Source organism: Enterobacter sp. HNDS-6 (genome assembly GCF_039850505.1).
Classification (GTDB): domain Bacteria; phylum Pseudomonadota; class Gammaproteobacteria; order Enterobacterales; family Enterobacteriaceae; genus Enterobacter; species Enterobacter kobei.
In genome coordinates this window covers 2,251,267-2,267,599 of record NZ_CP156673.1, presented here as the reverse complement: position 1 = coordinate 2,267,599, position 16,333 = coordinate 2,251,267, and the positions used below count along the sequence as shown (strand labels likewise).

16 protein-coding genes are annotated in these 16,333 nt (G+C 57.6%); 2 read left to right on the top strand and 14 right to left on the bottom strand.

Going from position 1 to position 16,333, the window contains the following annotated elements; all coding sequences use genetic code 11:
- Positions 1-93 precede the first annotated feature (93 nt).
- The 3 genes from gntR to ABFI50_RS10570 all read right to left on the bottom strand — a co-directional run bounded on the left by gntR (position 94) and on the right by ABFI50_RS10570 (position 3,037).
- Positions 94-1,089, bottom strand: coding sequence for a gluconate operon transcriptional repressor GntR (gntR, locus tag ABFI50_RS10580; protein ID WP_014882133.1), 996 nt, complete (start codon positions 1,087-1,089; stop codon positions 94-96).
- Between the two features lie 91 nt (positions 1,090-1,180).
- The gene (locus ABFI50_RS10575) at positions 1,181-1,876 is read right to left on the bottom strand and encodes a pirin family protein (RefSeq protein ID WP_000639796.1); all 696 of its coding nucleotides are present in this window, start codon (positions 1,874-1,876) and stop codon (positions 1,181-1,183) included.
- A gap of 123 nt (positions 1,877-1,999) precedes the next feature.
- Positions 2,000-3,037 carry an oxidoreductase gene (locus ABFI50_RS10570; RefSeq protein WP_014882132.1) on the bottom strand — a complete coding sequence of 346 codons (1,038 nt, stop codon included), beginning with the start codon at positions 3,035-3,037 and terminating at the stop codon, positions 2,000-2,002.
- A gap of 256 nt (positions 3,038-3,293) precedes the next feature.
- On the opposite strand from ABFI50_RS10570, the gene yhhY reads away from it, so the two are divergent.
- Positions 3,294-3,782 (top strand): N-acetyltransferase, encoded by a 489-nt coding sequence (yhhY, locus tag ABFI50_RS10565; protein WP_014882131.1) that lies wholly within the window; start codon positions 3,294-3,296, stop codon positions 3,780-3,782.
- A gap of 87 nt (positions 3,783-3,869) precedes the next feature.
- Here the strand turns inward: yhhY and ggt are convergent, their stop codons facing one another.
- Positions 3,870-5,615 carry a gamma-glutamyltransferase gene (ggt, locus tag ABFI50_RS10560; RefSeq protein ID WP_014882130.1) on the bottom strand — a complete coding sequence of 582 codons (1,746 nt, stop codon included), beginning with the start codon at positions 5,613-5,615 and terminating at the stop codon, positions 3,870-3,872.
- Between the two features lie 123 nt (positions 5,616-5,738).
- On the opposite strand from ggt, the gene ABFI50_RS10555 reads away from it, so the two are divergent.
- Entirely contained in the window at positions 5,739-6,110 is a 372-nt protein-coding gene (locus ABFI50_RS10555) for a DUF2756 family protein (RefSeq protein WP_058690153.1), read from the top strand.
- Here ABFI50_RS10555 and ugpQ read toward each other — a convergent pair.
- The 10 genes from ugpQ to livK all read right to left on the bottom strand — a co-directional run bounded on the left by ugpQ (position 6,100) and on the right by livK (position 16,178).
- The gene (ugpQ, locus tag ABFI50_RS10550) at positions 6,100-6,840 is read right to left on the bottom strand and encodes a glycerophosphodiester phosphodiesterase (protein ID WP_180253999.1); all 741 of its coding nucleotides are present in this window, start codon (positions 6,838-6,840) and stop codon (positions 6,100-6,102) included. The genes ABFI50_RS10555 and ugpQ overlap by 11 nt on opposite strands.
- Positions 6,837-7,907, bottom strand: coding sequence for a sn-glycerol-3-phosphate import ATP-binding protein UgpC (locus tag ABFI50_RS10545; protein ID WP_058690155.1), 1,071 nt, complete (start codon positions 7,905-7,907; stop codon positions 6,837-6,839). The genes ugpQ and ABFI50_RS10545 overlap by 4 nt, the downstream gene beginning before the upstream one ends.
- Position 7,908: 1 nt before the next feature.
- Positions 7,909-8,754 carry a sn-glycerol-3-phosphate ABC transporter permease UgpE gene (ugpE, locus tag ABFI50_RS10540; RefSeq protein ID WP_063434509.1) on the bottom strand — a complete coding sequence of 282 codons (846 nt, stop codon included), beginning with the start codon at positions 8,752-8,754 and terminating at the stop codon, positions 7,909-7,911.
- Positions 8,751-9,638, bottom strand: a complete 888-nt coding sequence (ugpA, locus tag ABFI50_RS10535; RefSeq protein ID WP_014833586.1) for a sn-glycerol-3-phosphate ABC transporter permease UgpA — start codon at positions 9,636-9,638, stop codon at positions 8,751-8,753. The genes ugpE and ugpA overlap by 4 nt, the downstream gene beginning before the upstream one ends.
- A 127-nt stretch (positions 9,639-9,765) precedes the next feature.
- Positions 9,766-11,082 (bottom strand): sn-glycerol-3-phosphate ABC transporter substrate-binding protein UgpB, encoded by a 1,317-nt coding sequence (ugpB, locus tag ABFI50_RS10530; RefSeq protein ID WP_347486022.1) that lies wholly within the window; start codon positions 11,080-11,082, stop codon positions 9,766-9,768.
- Positions 11,083-11,342: 260 nt separating this feature from the next.
- Positions 11,343-12,056: a high-affinity branched-chain amino acid ABC transporter ATP-binding protein LivF gene (gene livF, locus ABFI50_RS10525; RefSeq protein WP_006812273.1), complete on the bottom strand. Its 714-nt coding sequence runs from the start codon at positions 12,054-12,056 to the stop codon at positions 11,343-11,345.
- 1 nt (position 12,057) lies between these two features.
- Positions 12,058-12,825, bottom strand: coding sequence for a high-affinity branched-chain amino acid ABC transporter ATP-binding protein LivG (livG, locus tag ABFI50_RS10520; protein ID WP_347486020.1), 768 nt, complete (start codon positions 12,823-12,825; stop codon positions 12,058-12,060).
- A complete protein-coding gene (livM, locus tag ABFI50_RS10515) occupies positions 12,822-14,099 on the bottom strand; it encodes a branched chain amino acid ABC transporter permease LivM (protein ID WP_347486017.1) in 1,278 nt (425 codons plus the stop codon). Before livM ends, livG begins: the two co-directional genes overlap by 4 nt.
- Positions 14,096-15,022 carry a high-affinity branched-chain amino acid ABC transporter permease LivH gene (gene livH, locus ABFI50_RS10510; protein ID WP_014882121.1) on the bottom strand — a complete coding sequence of 309 codons (927 nt, stop codon included), beginning with the start codon at positions 15,020-15,022 and terminating at the stop codon, positions 14,096-14,098. The genes livM and livH overlap by 4 nt, the downstream gene beginning before the upstream one ends.
- A 46-nt stretch (positions 15,023-15,068) precedes the next feature.
- Positions 15,069-16,178: a high-affinity branched-chain amino acid ABC transporter substrate-binding protein LivK gene (livK, locus tag ABFI50_RS10505; protein WP_014882120.1), complete on the bottom strand. Its 1,110-nt coding sequence runs from the start codon at positions 16,176-16,178 to the stop codon at positions 15,069-15,071.
- Between the last annotated feature and the right edge of the window lie 155 nt (positions 16,179-16,333).

The following is a 16,333-nucleotide window of genomic DNA, read 5'->3' as shown; positions in this document are numbered from 1 at the left end:
GTTATCGGTAACATTGTCCTGCCGGGGCAAAAGAGAAGCAATATCCAAACGTGCGCGAAGTGAATAAGTGTGAGCTAGTTCAAATTTGTCAGCTCAAATAGATCCACCCGGTGACAAGGTGAAACCTAAATCTAACATCTTAGGCGTAACCGTCTCGCCACGAATGCGCGCCAGCAGGCGTTCTGCGCCAATGCGGCCCATACGTTCACGCGGTGTCAGCACGCTCGCCAGACGCGGCTCCATAACCTGGCCGATGTCATGGCCGTGGAAACCCGCAATCGCCATATCTTCCGGGATCTTCAGCCCCAGACGCTGGCATTCGAACGCTGCACCGACCGCAAGGTCATCGTTGGTACAGAAAATACCGTCCAGTTGCGGATACTCGCGTCGCGCCTGACGCATCAGCTCAATACCCGACGTATAGGAAGAGGACTGCTCAACCATTACGCTGTACGGGGTTAAGTTCGCGTCGAGCATCGCCTGCTCGTATCCCTTCTGTTTGATGATAGTACGTTCATCAAGACGCGCGCCCAGATAGGCGATATGACGATGTCCCCGGGCGATGATGGCCGCCGTCATCTGACGTGCCGCTTCGAAGTTATCAAAACCCACGGCGATGTCGAGGCACGGCGACTGGCTGTCCATCAGCTCCACCACCGGAATACCCGCCACTTCAATCATTTTGAGCGTGCGGGCGGTGTGCGTACGTTCGGTTAAAATCAGGCCGTCGATGTTCCAGGAAAGCATGGATTCAAGACGTTCTTCTTCCAGCTCCGGCTTGTACCCGTAGTGGGCGAGCATGGTCTGGTAACCAAACGCATCGGTGACGCTTTCAATGCCGCGAAGCACCTCGGCGAAAACCTGGTTGGTTAAGGAAGGCAGGAGGACACCCACCGCACGGCTGGTCGCATTGGAGAGAATATCGGGTGCGCGGTTGGGGATATAACCCAGTTCATCAAGGGCTGCGGCAATCTTGCCACGCAACGCCACGGAAACCTGTTCCGGGTTACGTAAAAAGCGGCTGACCGTCATTTTGGTCACACCGACGCGATCGGCGACATCCTGAAGTACGGGGCGTTTCTTTTTCATCGTCCTGAGAAATCTTGAAGTGAGAGATTTGCTCAGTTTATCACGGACAAAGCTCAACCTTCCCCGTTTAAAGGGAAGGTTGAGAAATTATTTAGACCGGCGGCAGGTCAAACAGCAGGATTTCACTTTCGCTGTCGGCGTGCACGGAGAGTGCCTGTTCATCCCAGATCGCCAGACCATCGGCAGTGGTGGCTTTGGTGCCGTTGATGGACACCTCACCTTTCACTACCTGGATCCAGACGCGGCGGTTAGCGGCAATCTGATGCACAGACTGTTCATCTTTCGCCAGCGCCCAGCGGTACAGCTCCATGTCCTGATGCACTTTCAGGGAACCTTCACGCGCATCCGGGGACAGCACCAGCTGTTTGCCCTGTTTGGCGTCGAAGCGGCGCTGCTCATAGCGCGGCGTGATGCCGGTCTCTTCTGGAATGATCCAGATTTGATACAGGTGCAGTTTTTCCGTTTTACTCGGGTTGTACTCGGAATGACGCACCCCGGTACCCGCGCTCATGATCTGGAACTCGCCCGCCGGAACCTGCTCTTTGTTGCCCATGCTGTCCTGGTGCTCAACCGCCCCTTCCAGCACATAGGTCAGGATTTCCATGTCTTTGTGCGGGTGGGTACCGAAGCCCTGACCTGCATCAATCACGTCGTCGTTAATGACGCGCAGTGCAGAGAAGCCCATGAAGTTCGGGTCGTAGTAGTCGGCAAACGAGAATGAATGCCATGAGTCCAGCCAGCCATGATTCGCGTGACCACGTTCGTTTGCTTTGCGTAAATAGATCATTGTTTTCACCCTCAGTTCGTTTCGATGGAGTAAGTGTGGACGCAAACGGCCTGGGATCATAGAGGGTGAAAATTGACTCCTCTGTTCAAAAATTGTGAACAAGCGCAGAGGAGCCGTTTTTGCTTATTTCGCGAGGGTGATCGTGGCAGGAGAAGCCTGTTCGAACGCCCGTTCGAGCAGTTCGAGGTTGGTAAGAACGTCAGATTCCTTGACGTAATTGGGTGCCCCGCGGGTCAGCGTTTCAAACAGCGCATCGTAGACGCGACCATAGTCGCCGGTTTCCGGCTTCAGCGCTTCTTTGACCGTTACGCCTTCGTCGTTGACATATTCCAGTACGCCCACGGAATCATCCGCCGCAAAGCCTGGTTCACCCGGCATAATGTTGGCCTTCAGACTCGTCTCCTGCTGGTCGATACCGTACTTGATGAACGAGCCACGGGTGCCGTGAACGATAAATTTCGGATAGTCGATTTTCACCAAATGGCTGGTTTTGACGATGGCTTTCAGGTCACCGTAGAACAGCTGCGCTTCAAAGGTATCGTCCGGGTTGGCTTTATTGCGCAGACTGCGAATGTCATACGCAGCGTGGTCCGGCCGGCCAAACAGGGAGATGACCTGGTCCATGGTGTGCACGCCAAGTCCGTAGAAAGAGCCATCCTGAGGCAGCCCGGGTTGGGTTTCCGCTACCGGACGGTAGTAATCAAAGTGACTTTCGATTTCCACAATGTCACCGAGCTTACCGCTTTCAATCGCTTTTTTCGCCGTCAGGAAACAGCTGTCAAAGCGACGATTCTGGTACGGCGTCACGGTTAGCCCTTTGCTTTTTGCCAGCGCGAACAGCGCTTTCGCTTCGGCAAGGGTTGGGGTGAACGGTTTTTCCACCAGCACGTTTTTGCCCGCTTCCAGCGCGCGTTTCGCATAGTCAAAATGGCTGTCGGCGTGGGTGCAGACAACCACCAGCTTGACCTGCGGGTCGTTAAGCACCTCATCGAGATCGCTGGTGAAATGAATATGGGAGTACTGCGGGAGTTGCTCTTCCGGCTTCGCGCGGCGGCGGAAGATGTGCGCGACGTGCCAACTGTCTTTACGGTTGAGAACATACGGCAGGTGATAGCGGGTCGTACTTTTACCAAATCCAATAAATGCGCAATGTAGTGTCATGGCTCAGTCCTTTTGGAAGGTTACTGAGTCTAACCATAACAAAAAAAAAGCCAGCTAAAAGCTGGCTAAAGTAATACTGGAAGCAATGTGAGCAATGTCGTGCTTTCAGGTTCCCGTAGGGGTCTTCCTGAATGCAGAGCAATAATAATCATTCTCATTCGCACTTGTCCAATACTTTTTGCAAAAAATAGCGGTTGACTCAAATTTTAAAGTCATTGATGTTGAGAGGGACATTTAACTGACTGAGGAACAAGGGATGAGTGAGATTGTGATACGCCACGCGGAACCGAAAGATTATGACGCCATTCGTCAGATCCACGCCCAGCCGGAGGTGTACCACAACACGCTACAGGTTCCTCACCCTTCGCTGGAAATGTGGCAGATGCGGCTAGGCGACCAGCCCGGTATTAAGCAACTGGTTGCCTGTATTGACGATATCGTGGTTGGGCACCTCACCATTGATGTTGCCCAGCGCCCGCGCCGCAGCCACGTGGCCGATTTTGGTATCTGCGTAGGCGCACAGTGGCACAACCGCGGCGTCGCCAGCGCGCTGATCCGCACCATGATCGACATGTGCGACAACTGGCTGCGCGTCGACCGCATCGAATTAACGGTGTTTGTGGATAACGAGCCGGCAATAGCCGTGTACAAAAAACACGGATTCGAGATTGAAGGTACTGGCAAGCGCTACGCCCTGCGCAACGGTGAGTATGTGGATGCGTATTATATGGCGAGAATGAAGTAATTTGTTGCCGGGTGGCGGCTTCGCCTTACCCGGCCTACATTCGTGCCGTTGTAGGCCCGGTAAGCGCAGCGCCACCGGGCAACAAAATCAGTACCCCGCTGTTAAATCATCCACCGAGCGCGGGTCCGACGCCCCAAACAGCGCGCCGTCCGGCCCGACCATAATGCTCTGAGTACTGCCCATCGCCTCTTTTACCGCCACCTTCTGTCCACGTTGCTCCAGCAGTTTGATGGTGTCCGGGCTAAAGCCCTTCTCAACGCGCAGTTCATCCGGCAGCCACTGGTGATGAAAACGCGGCGCGTTGGTCGCTTCGGCGACGTTCATCCCAAAATCGATACTGTTGACCACCATCTGCAATACCGTAGTGATAATCCGGCTTCCGCCAGGACTGCCGGTGACCAGCCAGGTTTTACCGTCTTTCACCACGATAGTGGGTGACATGGATGACAGCGGTCGCTTCTTCGGCCCAACCGCATTCGCATCGCCGCCGACCAGACCGTAGACGTTCGGCACGCCCGGCTTGGCAGAGAAATCATCCATCTCGTTGTTAAGTAGAATGCCGCTGTTGCCCGCCACAATCCCGGTACCAAAGGTGGTATTGAGCGTATAGGTCACCGCCACCGCGTTACCGTCTTTATCCACCACCGAGAAGTGGGTGGTCTGGTTGCTTTCATACGGTGCCAGCTTGCCGGGGCGGATCTCGCTGGACGGTTTAGCCTTGTTGATGTCGATCTCATCAGCAATGGATTTGGCATATGCCTTGTTGGTCAACGCCTGCCACGGCACCTTCACGAAGTCCGGATCGCCGAGATATTCCGACCGGTCGGCGTAGGCGCGTTTTTCCGCTTCCGCCATCACCTGCATGGCGTCCGCGCTGCCGAAGCCGAACTTGTGCATGTCGAAGTTTTCAAGAATATTGAGGATCTGCACGATGTGGATCCCACCGGAGGACGGCGGCGGCATGGAGAAGACCTCGTATCCGCGATAGGTGCCGCTAATCGGCTCGCGCTCCACCGCCTTGTATTCCGCCAGATCCGCTTTGGTGATGAGCCCGCCGTTCTTCTTCATCTCTTCGGCAATCTGGTCGGCAATTGCCCCTTTGTAGAAGGCGTCCGGACCGTGCTCCGCAATCAGCTCCAGGCTTTTGGCGAGGTTCTTCTGCACCAGCCTATCGCCCTTCTTCAGCGGCTCACCGTCTTTCCAGAAGATGGCCTTGCTGTTTTCGTGATTCGGAATGACCTCGCTGCCGTAGGTCTTGAGATCGTCCGCCAGCGCATCGTTTACCACAAAGCCGTCGCGCGCCAGCTTGATGGCTGGCTGCACCACTTTGTTCAGCGGCATGGTGCCGTATTTCTCCAGCGCCAGCGAGAAGCCCGCCACGGTGCCCGGCGTGCCGCTTGCGAGATGGGAAGTCAGGGATTTTTTACTGTCCGGGTTCCCCTGGTCGTCGAGGAACATATCGCGGGACGCCTGAGCTGGCGCCATTTCGCGGAAGTCGATGGCGGTCGTTTTGCCGTCTTTGGTGCGCAGCATCATAAAGCCGCCGCCGCCCAGATTCCCCGCCTGCGGGTGCGTTACTGCCAGTGCATATCCCACCGCGACCGCCGCATCTACCGCGTTACCGCCCTGTTTGAGAATGTCGACGCCCACATGGGTTGCCAGCGCATCCACGGACGCCACCATGCCGTGGGTTGCCCGCACGGGATGAAAAACATCTTCCTCCACGCCATACGATACTGGCGGAGCCGCTGGCGGGTTGGCCGCCACGCTAAATGTCCCGCCTGCCATCAGCGCGGCGATGGCGACCCAGCGCAAAAACGTTGGTTTCATCATTATTGTTCTCCAGGTGAAGGGATCCATATTCCCCGCTTAAGCCTGGTTCACAACTCCTAAAAAATCATCGTCATGGTGAAATCAGGGTAAACTTAAGAGAGACCTCAACAGGAGGAAATGACAATGAAACGCTTACTGATTCTTGCGGCGCTGATCCCGTTTGCCGCGCTCGCACAGCCACTTAACACTATGAACAACCCGAACCAGCAGGGTTATGTCATCCCGAGCCAGCAGCGTATGCAGACGGAGATGATGAGCCAGCAGCAACAGCAAAAAGGGATGCTGAACCAGCAGTTGAAAACGCAGACCCAGATGCAGCAGCAGAGCCTGCAAAATCAGATGAACGCCAACACCCAGCGCGTACAGCAGGGACAGGTGCGTGAGCAGCCGCTGCCAAACGCAAACGGCGGAATGTTAGGCGGCGGGATGTCGCAAAGCAGCGGTCAGCAGCATATGCTGCCGACCCAGCAGAATGGCAGCATGCTTAATAAATAAATTTCGGCCCGATCTGGTCAATCGCATCGGTACAGATGCTGTCCACGCCCCAGCGCAGCAGTTCGGCTGCACGCTGGGGTTTATTCACGGTATAAACCAGAATATGCAGACCCGCGTCTTTGAGCATCTTCACCCGCGCCTCGTCCAGCAGCCTGTGATTGAGATGGATAGAGACACAGCCTAAGCGGGTTGTCAGCTCGCGCCAGTCCTCACGCCACTCGTCCAGCAGCAGCCCACGCGGGAGTTCAGGCACGGCAGCCTGGGCCGCTTCCAGGGCGTCAATTTCAAACGAGGAGAGCAGCGGCGCCGTCATCCCTTCCCATAGCTCACGCGCGGCCAGCGCAATGACTTTGCCCGTCAGCGGCCCGGTGCCGGTGGTCGGTTTGATTTCAATATTGGCCATCATGCCGTGCTGACGACAGCGGTCCGCCACCTCCGCCAGCAGCGGAAGCGGTTCGCCTTTGAATTCGCCGCTGTACCAGCTTCCGGCATCCACTTTCAGCAGATCGCGCCACGGCAGTTCACCCGCCACGCCCCAGCCGTTGCTGGTGCGTTCGAGGTTATCGTCATGCAGCAGGAAAATCTCGCCGTCCTTCGACAGCTTGGCGTCAAACTCGATCATCGTGTGACCGTAGCGCGCGCCAACATCAATCGCCGCCAGGGTATTTTCCGGCGCCAGTTTACCGCCGCCACGGTGGGCGACGATGTGGGGATAAGGCCAGTTGCTCATACTCGTTGTCCTGTTTCACCATCAAAGAGGTGCAGATGATTTTCCGGCAGGTGCAGCCACAGCGTGCTGCCTGCTTTCGGGCGCTCCTGATGTGCCAGACGCACCACCATTTTTTGCTCGCCCCAGCGCCCGTGCGCCAGGTTATCTGCCCCCAACATCTCCAGCGTGTCCATCACCAGCGGCACGCCGCCGTCCGCCTGAGAGGTTAAACCGATATGCTCGGGGCGGATCCCGAGCGTCATCTTACGCCCGGCGTAGCCACGATAGTACCAGTTGATCGGTAATGCCATCCCGCTTTCCAGCTCAAAGTGCGTGCCTGCATTGCTGATACGCCCTTCCAGCAAATTCATTGCCGGGCTGCCGATAAAGCTCGCCACAAAGCGGGTGGCCGGTTTCTCGTACACCTCCACCGGAGTGCCAATCTGCTCGGCGATGCCTTTGTTCATCACCATCACGCGCTGGGCAAGGGTCATAGCTTCGACCTGATCGTGGGTCACGTACAGGGAGGTGGTTTTCAGACGACGGTGCAGCTGTTGCAGCTCAAGACGCATCTGCACGCGCAGCTTGGCATCCAGGTTGGAGAGCGGTTCATCGAACAGGAATACCGCCGGGTCGCGCACGATGGCGCGCCCCATCGCCACGCGCTGGCGCTGACCACCGGAGAGCTCGCGCGGGCGGCGCTTGAGCAGGCCGTCCAGTTCCAGAATGCGTGCCGCTTCTTTGACGCGCTCGTCGATATGGCCTTTGCCCATGCCGCGGATTTTCAGCCCCCACGCCATGTTCTCTTCCACGCTCATGTGCGGATAGAGGGCGTAGTTCTGGAACACCATCGCAATACCGCGATCCTTCGGTTCCATCTCGGTGACGCGCTGGCGGTCAATCCAGATATCGCCCGAGGTCACGCGCTCCAGCCCCGCCACCATGCGCAGCAGGGTGGATTTGCCGCAGCCGGACGGGCCAACCATCACGATAAATTCCCCGTCCGCTACGTCGAGCGTTAACGGCTGAATGACCTGGGTTTTGCCGTCCCAGCTTTTGGTTACTGCCTGAAGTTTTAAACCTGCCATCTTATTTCTCGCTATCGACCAGGCCGCGGACAAACGCGCGCTGCATGGCTAAAACAATGACTACGGGTGGGATAAGGGTGAGCAGCATCGCCGCCATCACCTGGTTCCAGAGGGTGGTGCCTTCGCCGGTGGCAATCATGCCTTTGATGCCCGCGACGGCGGTGCCGAGGTTGACGTCCTGAATAATCAGCAGCGGCCACAGGTACTGGTTCCAGCCGTAGATAAAGGTGATCACAAACAGCGCCGCAAGATTGGTTTTCGACAGCGGCAGCACGATATCGCGGAAGAAGCGCATAGGTGACGCGCCGTCGATACGCGCGGCTTCAATCAGCTCGTCCGGCAGGGTCATAAAGAACTGGCGGAACAGGAAGGTGGCGGTCGCCGAGGCCATCAGCGGCAGGGTTAAGCCCGCGTAGCTGTCGAGCATCTTCAGGTTGGCGATCACTTCCACCGTCGGGAAGATACGCACTTCCACCGGCAGCATCAGGGTGATAAAGATCATCCAGAAGAAGAGGTTGCGCAGCGGAAAACGGAACCAGACGATGGCGAAGGCGGAGAGCATCGACACCGTGATTTTGCCGACGGTGATGCCGAACGCCATGATGAAGCTGTTGAGCATCATCAGCCAGAACGGCGCGCTGTTCGCGCCCACGCCCTGGGTCCAGATGGTCTTCATATTCTCGAACAAATGCGAACCTGGGATCAGCGTCATCGGCGTGTCGAACACCGCTTTGGTGTCCAGCGTGGCGGCGACAAACGCCACGTACAGCGGAAACAGGATGACGATGATCCCTAAAATCAGCATGGTATGGCTGAAAATCGTCAGCCCGCGACGGTTCTCAATCATTGGTAGCGCACCTTACTTTCAACATAGCGGAACTGCACCACCGTGAGGATGATGACGAGGAACATCAGCACCACCGACTGCGCGGCGGAGGCCGAGAGATCAAGCCCCGCAAAGCCTTCGCGGTAGATCTTATAGATAAGCGTCGTGGTCGCCTGCACCGGGCCGCCCGCGGTCGCCGCGTCGATCACCGGGAAAGTGTCGAAGAAGGCGTACACGAGGTTAACCACCAGCAGGAAGAAACTCACCGGGGCGATCAGCGGCAGCGACAGCCTGAAGAAGCGACGAATCGGCCCTGCTCCGTCAATTGCCGCGGCTTCCACCAGCGAGCGCGGGATGGACTGCAGTGCGGCAAAGAAGAACAGGAAGTTATAGCTGATCTGCTTCCACACCGAGGCGAACACCACCAGGAACATCGCCTGACCGCTGTTCTGGGCGTGGTTCCAGTCGTAACCCAATTCGGCCAGGAAATGGGTAATCAGCCCGCGCCCCGGGTTAAACAGGAAGATCCACAGCACGGCCGCAACGGCGGGCGCGACGGCGTAAGGCAGCAGCATCAGGGTCTGATACAGGCGGCTGCCGCGCACCACGTAGTCCACCAGCGCGGCAAAGAACAGCGAAGCGACCAGACCGCTGACGGTGACCAGGGCGCTGAATTTCATCGTCGTCCAGAAGGAGTCCAGATAGTAGCTGTCGTGGAACAGCGCGGTGAAGTTGTCCAGGCCAACAAACTGGCTGGACAGCCCGAACGGGTCGACGCTTTGTACCGAGTACCACAGCGCTTCGCCCGCAGGCCAGATAAAGAAGATAACGGTGATGACCAGCTGCGGCGCGACCAGAAGATAGGGCAGCCAGCGGGAACGGAACACCGGACGGGATGATGACATAGGTTAGCTCTGTAGGTATTCACCCCTCACCCCGACCCTCTCCCCAAAGGGGCGAGGGAGAAAAGACGGCTCCGTGCAGTCCCCTCTCCCCTACGGGGAGAGGGTTAGGGTGAGGGGCAGGTTTTAATTACGATTTGGTCGACTGCTCAAAACGGCGCAGCAGCTGATTCCCGCGTTCTACCGCTGAATCCAGCGCCTGCTGTGGCGTTTTCTTCCCGGTCCACACGCTTTCCAGCTCTTCATCCACGATGGTGCGGATCTGCGGCATGTTGCCCAGACGCAGACCTTTGGTGAACGGCAACGGCGGCTTGTTCAGCATCTGACGCGTCGCGATATCCGCGCCCGGGTTTTTGCTGTAGAAACCCTGCTCGCGGGTCAGGTCATAGGCGGCTTTGGTGATCGGCAGGTAGCCGGTTTTCTGGTGCCACTCAGCGGCAATCTCTGGCTTCGCCAGGAAGTCGAGGAACTCGGCCACGCCTTTGTAGGTGCCCTTGTCTTTGCCCTGCATCACCCACAGGCTGGCCCCGCCGATGATGGCGTTCTGCGGCGCGCCCTTCACGTCAGCGTCGTACGGCATCATGCCCACGCCGTAGTTGAATTTGGCGTAGTGACGGATATCTGCCAGCGAACCGGAAGACGCGGTGGTAATAGCGCAGTCACCGTTGTAGAACTTTTCAGTGGATTCGTCTTTACGGCCGAAGTAGCTGAAATCGCCCTTTTTGTTGAGCGCTTCCAGCAGCGCAATGTGCTTCACCTGCTCCAGCTTGTTGAACTCCAGTACCGCGTCAGTGCCATCGAAGCCGTTGTTTTTGGTGGCAACCGGCAGGCCGTGCCAGGCGCTGAAGTTTTCAATCTGGATCCAGCCCTGCCAGCCGCTGGCGTAGCCGCACTTCATCCCCGCAGCTTTCAGCTTCGCGGTATAGTCGGCCAGATCCTGCCAGGTTTTTGGCGGCTGCTCCGGATCTAAACCGGCTTTCCTGAAGGCATCTTTGTTGTAGTACAGGACCGGCGTGGAGCTGTTAAACGGCTGAGACAGCAGGTGACCGGTTTTGGAATCGGTGTAGTAGCCCGCCACGGTTGGCACGAACTGCGACTCGTCGAAGTTGATGCCCGCCTCTTTGAAGACTTCATAGACCGGCTTGATGGCTTTCGAGGCCATCATGGTCGCGGTACCCACTTCATAAACCTGTAACAGTGCAGGAGCGTTACCGGTACGGAAGGCGGCGATGCCCGCGCTCAGGCTCTGCTCGTAGTTGCCTTTGTACACCGGCACAATTTTGTAATCCGGGTGGGTGTCGTTGAAACGCTGCGCCAGGGAGTCAACTTCTTTACCCAACTCCCCTTCCATGGAATGCCAGAATGGAATGGTGGTGACAGCCATTGCGTTCGTCGCAAAAGCCAGACCCAGTGCCAGACCCAAAGCTGTGTGTCGTAACGATGTCATTGTCATCTCTCTTATTGTGCCGGATGCGCGATATCACGCGTTTTATGCTCGCGAGGTAACATGACATGCTCGAATGACAGAAAAATAACTGTTTGTTTACAGATAAGTGACAGCAAAGCGTCAGGGGGATGATGGTTGTGTGAAAGGGGTTGGGTGATTGAGTGCGGTCTGATGCCCTCACCCCGGCCCTCTCCCACAGGGAGAGGGAGAAAGGCATGTAGGCCCGGTAAGCGTAAGCGCCACCGGGCAACACAGACGGCTTAGCCTCCGAGGTACGCGCTCCGCACCGCTTCGTTCGCCAGCAGCGCATCGCCGGTATCTTCAAGCACCACGCGGCCGTTTTCCAGCACGTAGCCACGGTCGGCGAGCTTCAGCGCCTGGTTGGCGTTCTGCTCGACGAGGAAGATGGTCATCCCCTCTTTACGCAGCTGCTCGATGGTGTCGAAGATCTGCTGGATAATGATCGGCGCCAGACCGAGCGACGGTTCGTCCAGCAGCAGCAGGCGTGGCTGGCTCATCAGCGCGCGGCCAATCGCCAGCATCTGCTGCTCACCGCCGGACATGGTGCCCGCACGCTGAATACGGCGCTCCCACAGGCGCGGGAAGAGTTCGTATACCCACTTGATGCGGGTCTGGTATTCATCGCGGTGAGCGAAGAAGCCGCCCATCGCCAGGTTCTCTTCCACCGTCATGCGCGAGAAGACGCGACGCCCTTCCGGAACAATCGCCACCGCTTCACGCATGATTTTTGCAGTCTGCCAGTCGGTAATGTCTTTGCCATCAAACACAATCCGCCCGCTGGTAGCCCGCGGGTCGCCGCACAGGGTACCGAGCAGCGTGGTTTTGCCCGCGCCGTTGGCGCCAATCAGGGTGACGATTTCGCCCTGATTGATGTGCAGGCTGACGTCGTGCAGCGCCTGGATCTTGCCGTAGTGCGCATTGACCTTGTCGAACGTTAACATCGCTTTTTCCATCTTATGCCTCACCAAGGTACGCGCGGATCACGTCCGGATTGTTGCGGATCTCTTCCGGCGTGCCGTTTGCCAGCGGCGTGCCCTGGTTGACCACGTAAATACGGTCCGAAATACCCATCACCAGCTTCATGTCGTGCTCAATCAGCAGGATGGTGGTGTCGTGGTGATCGCGTAGCTCGGCAATCATCTCGTCCAGCTCTTTGGTCTCTTTCGGGTTGAGGCCCGCCGCCGGTTCGTCGAGCATCAGAATTTCCGGCTGCGTCACCATGCAGCGCACAATCTCCAGACGACGCTGATCGCCGTAGGCCAGGTTGCTCGCCTGACGGTTGGCGTGCTGCAGCAAGCCGATGCGGTCGAGCCAGGTGGCGGCGCGGTCGAGGGCCTCCTCCTGGGCGCGGCGGAAGGCCGGAGTCTTCAGCAGACCGGAGAACAGCCCGGTTTTGAGCTGCTGATGCTGTGCCACCAGCAGGTTCTCAATCACCGTCATCTCGCGGAACAGGCGCACGTGCTGGAAGGTACGCACCACGCCCATGCGGGCAATTTGCTGGCCCGGCAGCCCTTCCAGGTGCTTATCGCGCAGCATGATGGTGCCGCCCGTCGGCTTGTAGAAACCGGTCAGACAGTTAAACACCGTGGTTTTTCCCGCGCCGTTGGGGCCAATCAGGGAGACGATCTCTTTCTTATGCAGATCCAGATTCACGTTGTTGACCGCCAGCAGGCCGCCAAAACGCATCATCAGACCGTTAACGGATAATAATGGCTGACTCATGCCTGCTCTCCTTTCGCTTTCCCGTTCTTCAGCTTCAGCTGTGGACGGGTCATCGGCAGCAGGCCCTGCGGACGCCAGATCATCATCAGCACCATCAAACCACCCAGCATCAGCATGCTGTATTCGTTAAAGTCACGCATCAGCTCGCGCGAGACCACCAGCAGGATGGCCGCGAGAATGACGGCAAACTGCGAGCCCATCCCGCCGAGCACCACAATCGCCAGCACAAAGGCCGATTCGGCAAACGTGAACGATTCCGGGCTGACGAAGCCCTGACGCGCGGCAAACAGCGTCCCGGCGAAACCGGCAAACGCGGCGCTGATGGTAAACGCGGTCAGCTTGATGCGGGTCGGGTTCAGGCCCAGGGAGCGGCAGGCGATCTCATCTTCACGCAGCGCTTCCCACGCGCGGCCCAGCGGCATGCGCAGCAGACGGTTAATCACGAAAAGGGTCACCACCACCAGCAGCAGCGCAACCAGGTAGAGCCAAATCACGCGGTCAGACGGGTCATACTTCACGCCAAAGAAGTTGCTGAAGGTATCCCAGCCGCCTTCGCGGGCGGTACGGCTGAACTCCAGCCCGAAGAAGGTCGGTTTCGGGATCTGGCTGATGCCGTTCGGACCACCGGTGATTTCGGTGTTATTCAGCAGCAGGATACGGACGATTTCGCCAAAGCCTAAGGTCACAATCGCCAGGTAGTCACCGCGCAGGCGCAGCACCGGGAAGCCCAGCAGGAAGCCCGCAGCGGCAGAAACCAGGCCCGCCAGCGGCAGACAGGTCCAGAAGCCGAGGCCGTAATAATGGTTCAGCAGCGCGAAGGTGTAGGCACCGATGGCGTAAAAACCACCGTAGCCCAGCACCAGCAGGCCAGAGAGCCCCACCACCACGTTCAGACCGAGACCCAAAATCACGTAAATCATGGTCAGGGTAGCGATATCCACCGTGCCGCGCGAGACCACGAATGGCCACGCCACGGCCGCCACCAGCAGCGCCACGAGGAACAGCTTTTGCTTCACGCTGGAACCGTCGATTGCCGGCAGGACGAATTTCGGGCCAGAGACGTTTTTCAGCGTATTCTGGAACAGCGGACGCAGCAGCTGGAACAGGAACACCACCGCCGTGCCAATAAACACCCACTGCCAGCGGATGTCAGGTGCGGTATCCACCACCAGTTTGGTGCCGCTCAGCTCCAGCTGGACGCCCATAAAGACGCCCGCCAGCACGAAGAACATGGCGGCAGAGAGCAGCGCCATTGCAAAATGCATCGGTTTCATACTTTCTCTACCTCCGGACGGCCCAGAATACCGGTAGGCATGACCAGCAGAACCAGAATCAGCAGGGCAAACGACACCACGTCTTTATATTCGGTGCTCAGGTACGCCGAGGAGAGCGCTTCCGCCACGCCCAGGATCAGGCCGCCGATCATCGCGCCAGGAATACTGCCGATACCGCCAAGTACTGCCGCGGTGAAGGCTTTCATGCCGGCCATAAAGCCGATGTACGGGTTGATCACGCCGTAGAACTGGCCGAGCAGCACGCCCGCCACTGCCGCCATCGCGGCGCCGATCACGAAGGTCAGGGCAATCACGCGGTCAGTATTGATGCCAAGCAGGCTCGCCATCTTCAGGTCTTCCGCGCAGGCACGGCAGGCGCGCCCCATGCGGGAATAACGGATGAACAGCGTCAGGGCGAGCATCGCAATAAAGGTCACGACCCAGATGACGAGTTGCATGGTGGTGATAGAGGCAGAGAAGTTTTCGCTGGCCCCCACGATCCACTGGCCGTTAAACAGGCTTGGCAGCGCCACGTCGCGCGACCCTTCGGTCAGGCTGACGTAGTTTTGCAGGAAGATCGACATACCGATGGCGGAGATGAGCGCAATCAGACGCTTGGAGCTGCGCACCGGCCGATAGGCCACGCGCTCGATGCTCCAGCCATAGGCGCTGGCGATCACAATGGCGCCGACAAACCCGGCGGCAACCAGCAGCCAGCTGCTGTCGATGCCCATCATCATCAGGGCGGCGATGATCATAAAGGAGATGTAGCTACCGATCATGTACACCTCGCCGTGGGCGAAGTTGATCATGCCGATAATGCCGTAAACCATCGTATAGCCGATGGCAATCAGCGCGTAGGTGCTTCCCAGCGTGACGCCGTTAAACATCTGCTGCAGGAAATAGAGAAACTGCTCGGACATATGCAAACCTTTTTATTCCCGCCCGGCGGTCCGGGCGGCGGGATAATTATTTGGCGGCCGAGGAAGACCCGTCGGCGTGCCACTTAAAGACACCAAACTCAAATCCCTTCAGATCGCCTTTCTCATCCCAGTTCAGCGGCCCAATCACGGTGTTCGCCCCGTGTGCTTTTAAATCTTTCACCAGATCCAACGGCTCTTTGCTGCCGGTACGCTCCAGAGCCGTCGCCAGAGACTGTACGGCCGCGTAGGTGATCCAGACATACGGACCACTCGGGTCCTTTTTCTGCGCCTTAAGCGCATCAACGATAGCCTTGTTCGCCGGATCCTGGTCATAGCGTTTTGGCATCGTAACCAGCATGCCTTCGGCAGAATCGCCCGCGATGTTCGACAGGGAGGCATTACCCACGCCCTCTGGTCCCATAAACTGGGTTTTCAGACCGGTGGCGCGTGCCTGACGCAGCATCTGCCCCATTTCAGGGTAGTAGCCGCCGTAGTAAACGAAGTCGATGTTCTCTTTTTGCAGACGAGCAATCAGCGCGGAGAAGTCTTTCTCACCGGCAGTGATGCCGTCAAAGAAGACGATGTTCGCGCCACCTTTTTTCAGGCCGTCCTGAACGGAACGCGCCAGGCCTTCGCCGTACTGCTGCTTGTCATGAATGATGGCAATGCGCTTTGGCTTTACGGTTTCGAGGATAAATTTGGCGGCGGTGGGTCCCTGGGAAGAATCGAGACCGGCGGTACGCATAATGTGCTGATAGCCGCGCTGGGTCAGTTCTGGGTTAGTGGCGCCGGGGGTGATCATCAGAATACCTTCGTCTTCGTAGATATCAGACGCAGGCTGGGTGGACGATGAGCACAGGTGGCCAATCACATACTGGATGCCATCGTTGACGATTTTGTTGGCGACCGCGACGGCCTGTTTCGGATCGCAGGCGTCGTCATATTCCACGCCCACCAGCTTGTCGCCTTTGATGCCGCCTTTGGCGTTGATGTCTTTGATGGCCTGGCGCGCGCCGTTGAACTCCATATCACCCCACTGGGCAACAGGGCCGGACATTGCGCCCACGACCGCAACTTTGATCTCTTCCGCCATGGCTGCATGCGAGATCGCCAGTGCAACCATTCCCGCGATAAATGTTTTCGCGTTCCTTTTCATCTCAGAATCCCCATTCGTGATGTCGTGTTTATATTTTGTTTTATTATGGTTAAAAAGCATTCTGTACTTTTAATGCACAACGCTATTTTTACCAGTGCCTTTAATGGTTTAGCGCAGTTTTTTGCCAAAAACCAGACTAAAATCTCTATTTTTCA

Excerpts from the sequence above, each read along its gene's own strand:
- livM (WP_347486017.1), bottom strand. The coding sequence starts at position 14,099 with ATGAAACCGATGCATTTTGCAATGGCGCTGCTCTCTGCCGCCATGTTC.
- ABFI50_RS10555 (WP_058690153.1), top strand. The coding sequence starts at position 5,739 with ATGAAACGCTTACTGATTCTTGCGGCGCTGATCCCGTTTGCCGCGCTC.
- ABFI50_RS10545 (WP_058690155.1), bottom strand. The coding sequence starts at position 7,907 with ATGGCAGGTTTAAAACTTCAGGCAGTAACCAAAAGCTGGGACGGCAAA.
- livH (WP_014882121.1), bottom strand. The coding sequence starts at position 15,022 with ATGTCCGAGCAGTTTCTCTATTTCCTGCAGCAGATGTTTAACGGCGTC.
- livG (WP_347486020.1), bottom strand. The coding sequence starts at position 12,825 with ATGAGTCAGCCATTATTATCCGTTAACGGTCTGATGATGCGTTTTGGC.
- ugpB (WP_347486022.1), bottom strand. The coding sequence starts at position 11,082 with ATGACATCGTTACGACACACAGCTTTGGGTCTGGCACTGGGTCTGGCT.
- ugpE (WP_063434509.1), bottom strand. The coding sequence starts at position 8,754 with ATGATTGAGAACCGTCGCGGGCTGACGATTTTCAGCCATACCATGCTG.
- livK (WP_014882120.1), bottom strand. The coding sequence starts at position 16,178 with ATGAAAAGGAACGCGAAAACATTTATCGCGGGAATGGTTGCACTGGCG.
- ABFI50_RS10575 (WP_000639796.1), bottom strand. The coding sequence starts at position 1,876 with ATGATCTATTTACGCAAAGCAAACGAACGTGGTCACGCGAATCATGGC.
- ugpQ (WP_180253999.1), bottom strand. The coding sequence starts at position 6,840 with ATGAGCAACTGGCCTTATCCCCACATCGTCGCCCACCGTGGCGGCGGT.
- ugpA (WP_014833586.1), bottom strand. The coding sequence starts at position 9,638 with ATGTCATCATCCCGTCCGGTGTTCCGTTCCCGCTGGCTGCCCTATCTT.
- yhhY (WP_014882131.1), top strand. The coding sequence starts at position 3,294 with ATGAGTGAGATTGTGATACGCCACGCGGAACCGAAAGATTATGACGCC.
- ABFI50_RS10570 (WP_014882132.1), bottom strand. The coding sequence starts at position 3,037 with ATGACACTACATTGCGCATTTATTGGATTTGGTAAAAGTACGACCCGC.
- ggt (WP_014882130.1), bottom strand. The coding sequence starts at position 5,615 with ATGATGAAACCAACGTTTTTGCGCTGGGTCGCCATCGCCGCGCTGATG.
- livF (WP_006812273.1), bottom strand. The coding sequence starts at position 12,056 with ATGGAAAAAGCGATGTTAACGTTCGACAAGGTCAATGCGCACTACGGC.
- gntR (WP_014882133.1), bottom strand. The coding sequence starts at position 1,089 with ATGAAAAAGAAACGCCCCGTACTTCAGGATGTCGCCGATCGCGTCGGT.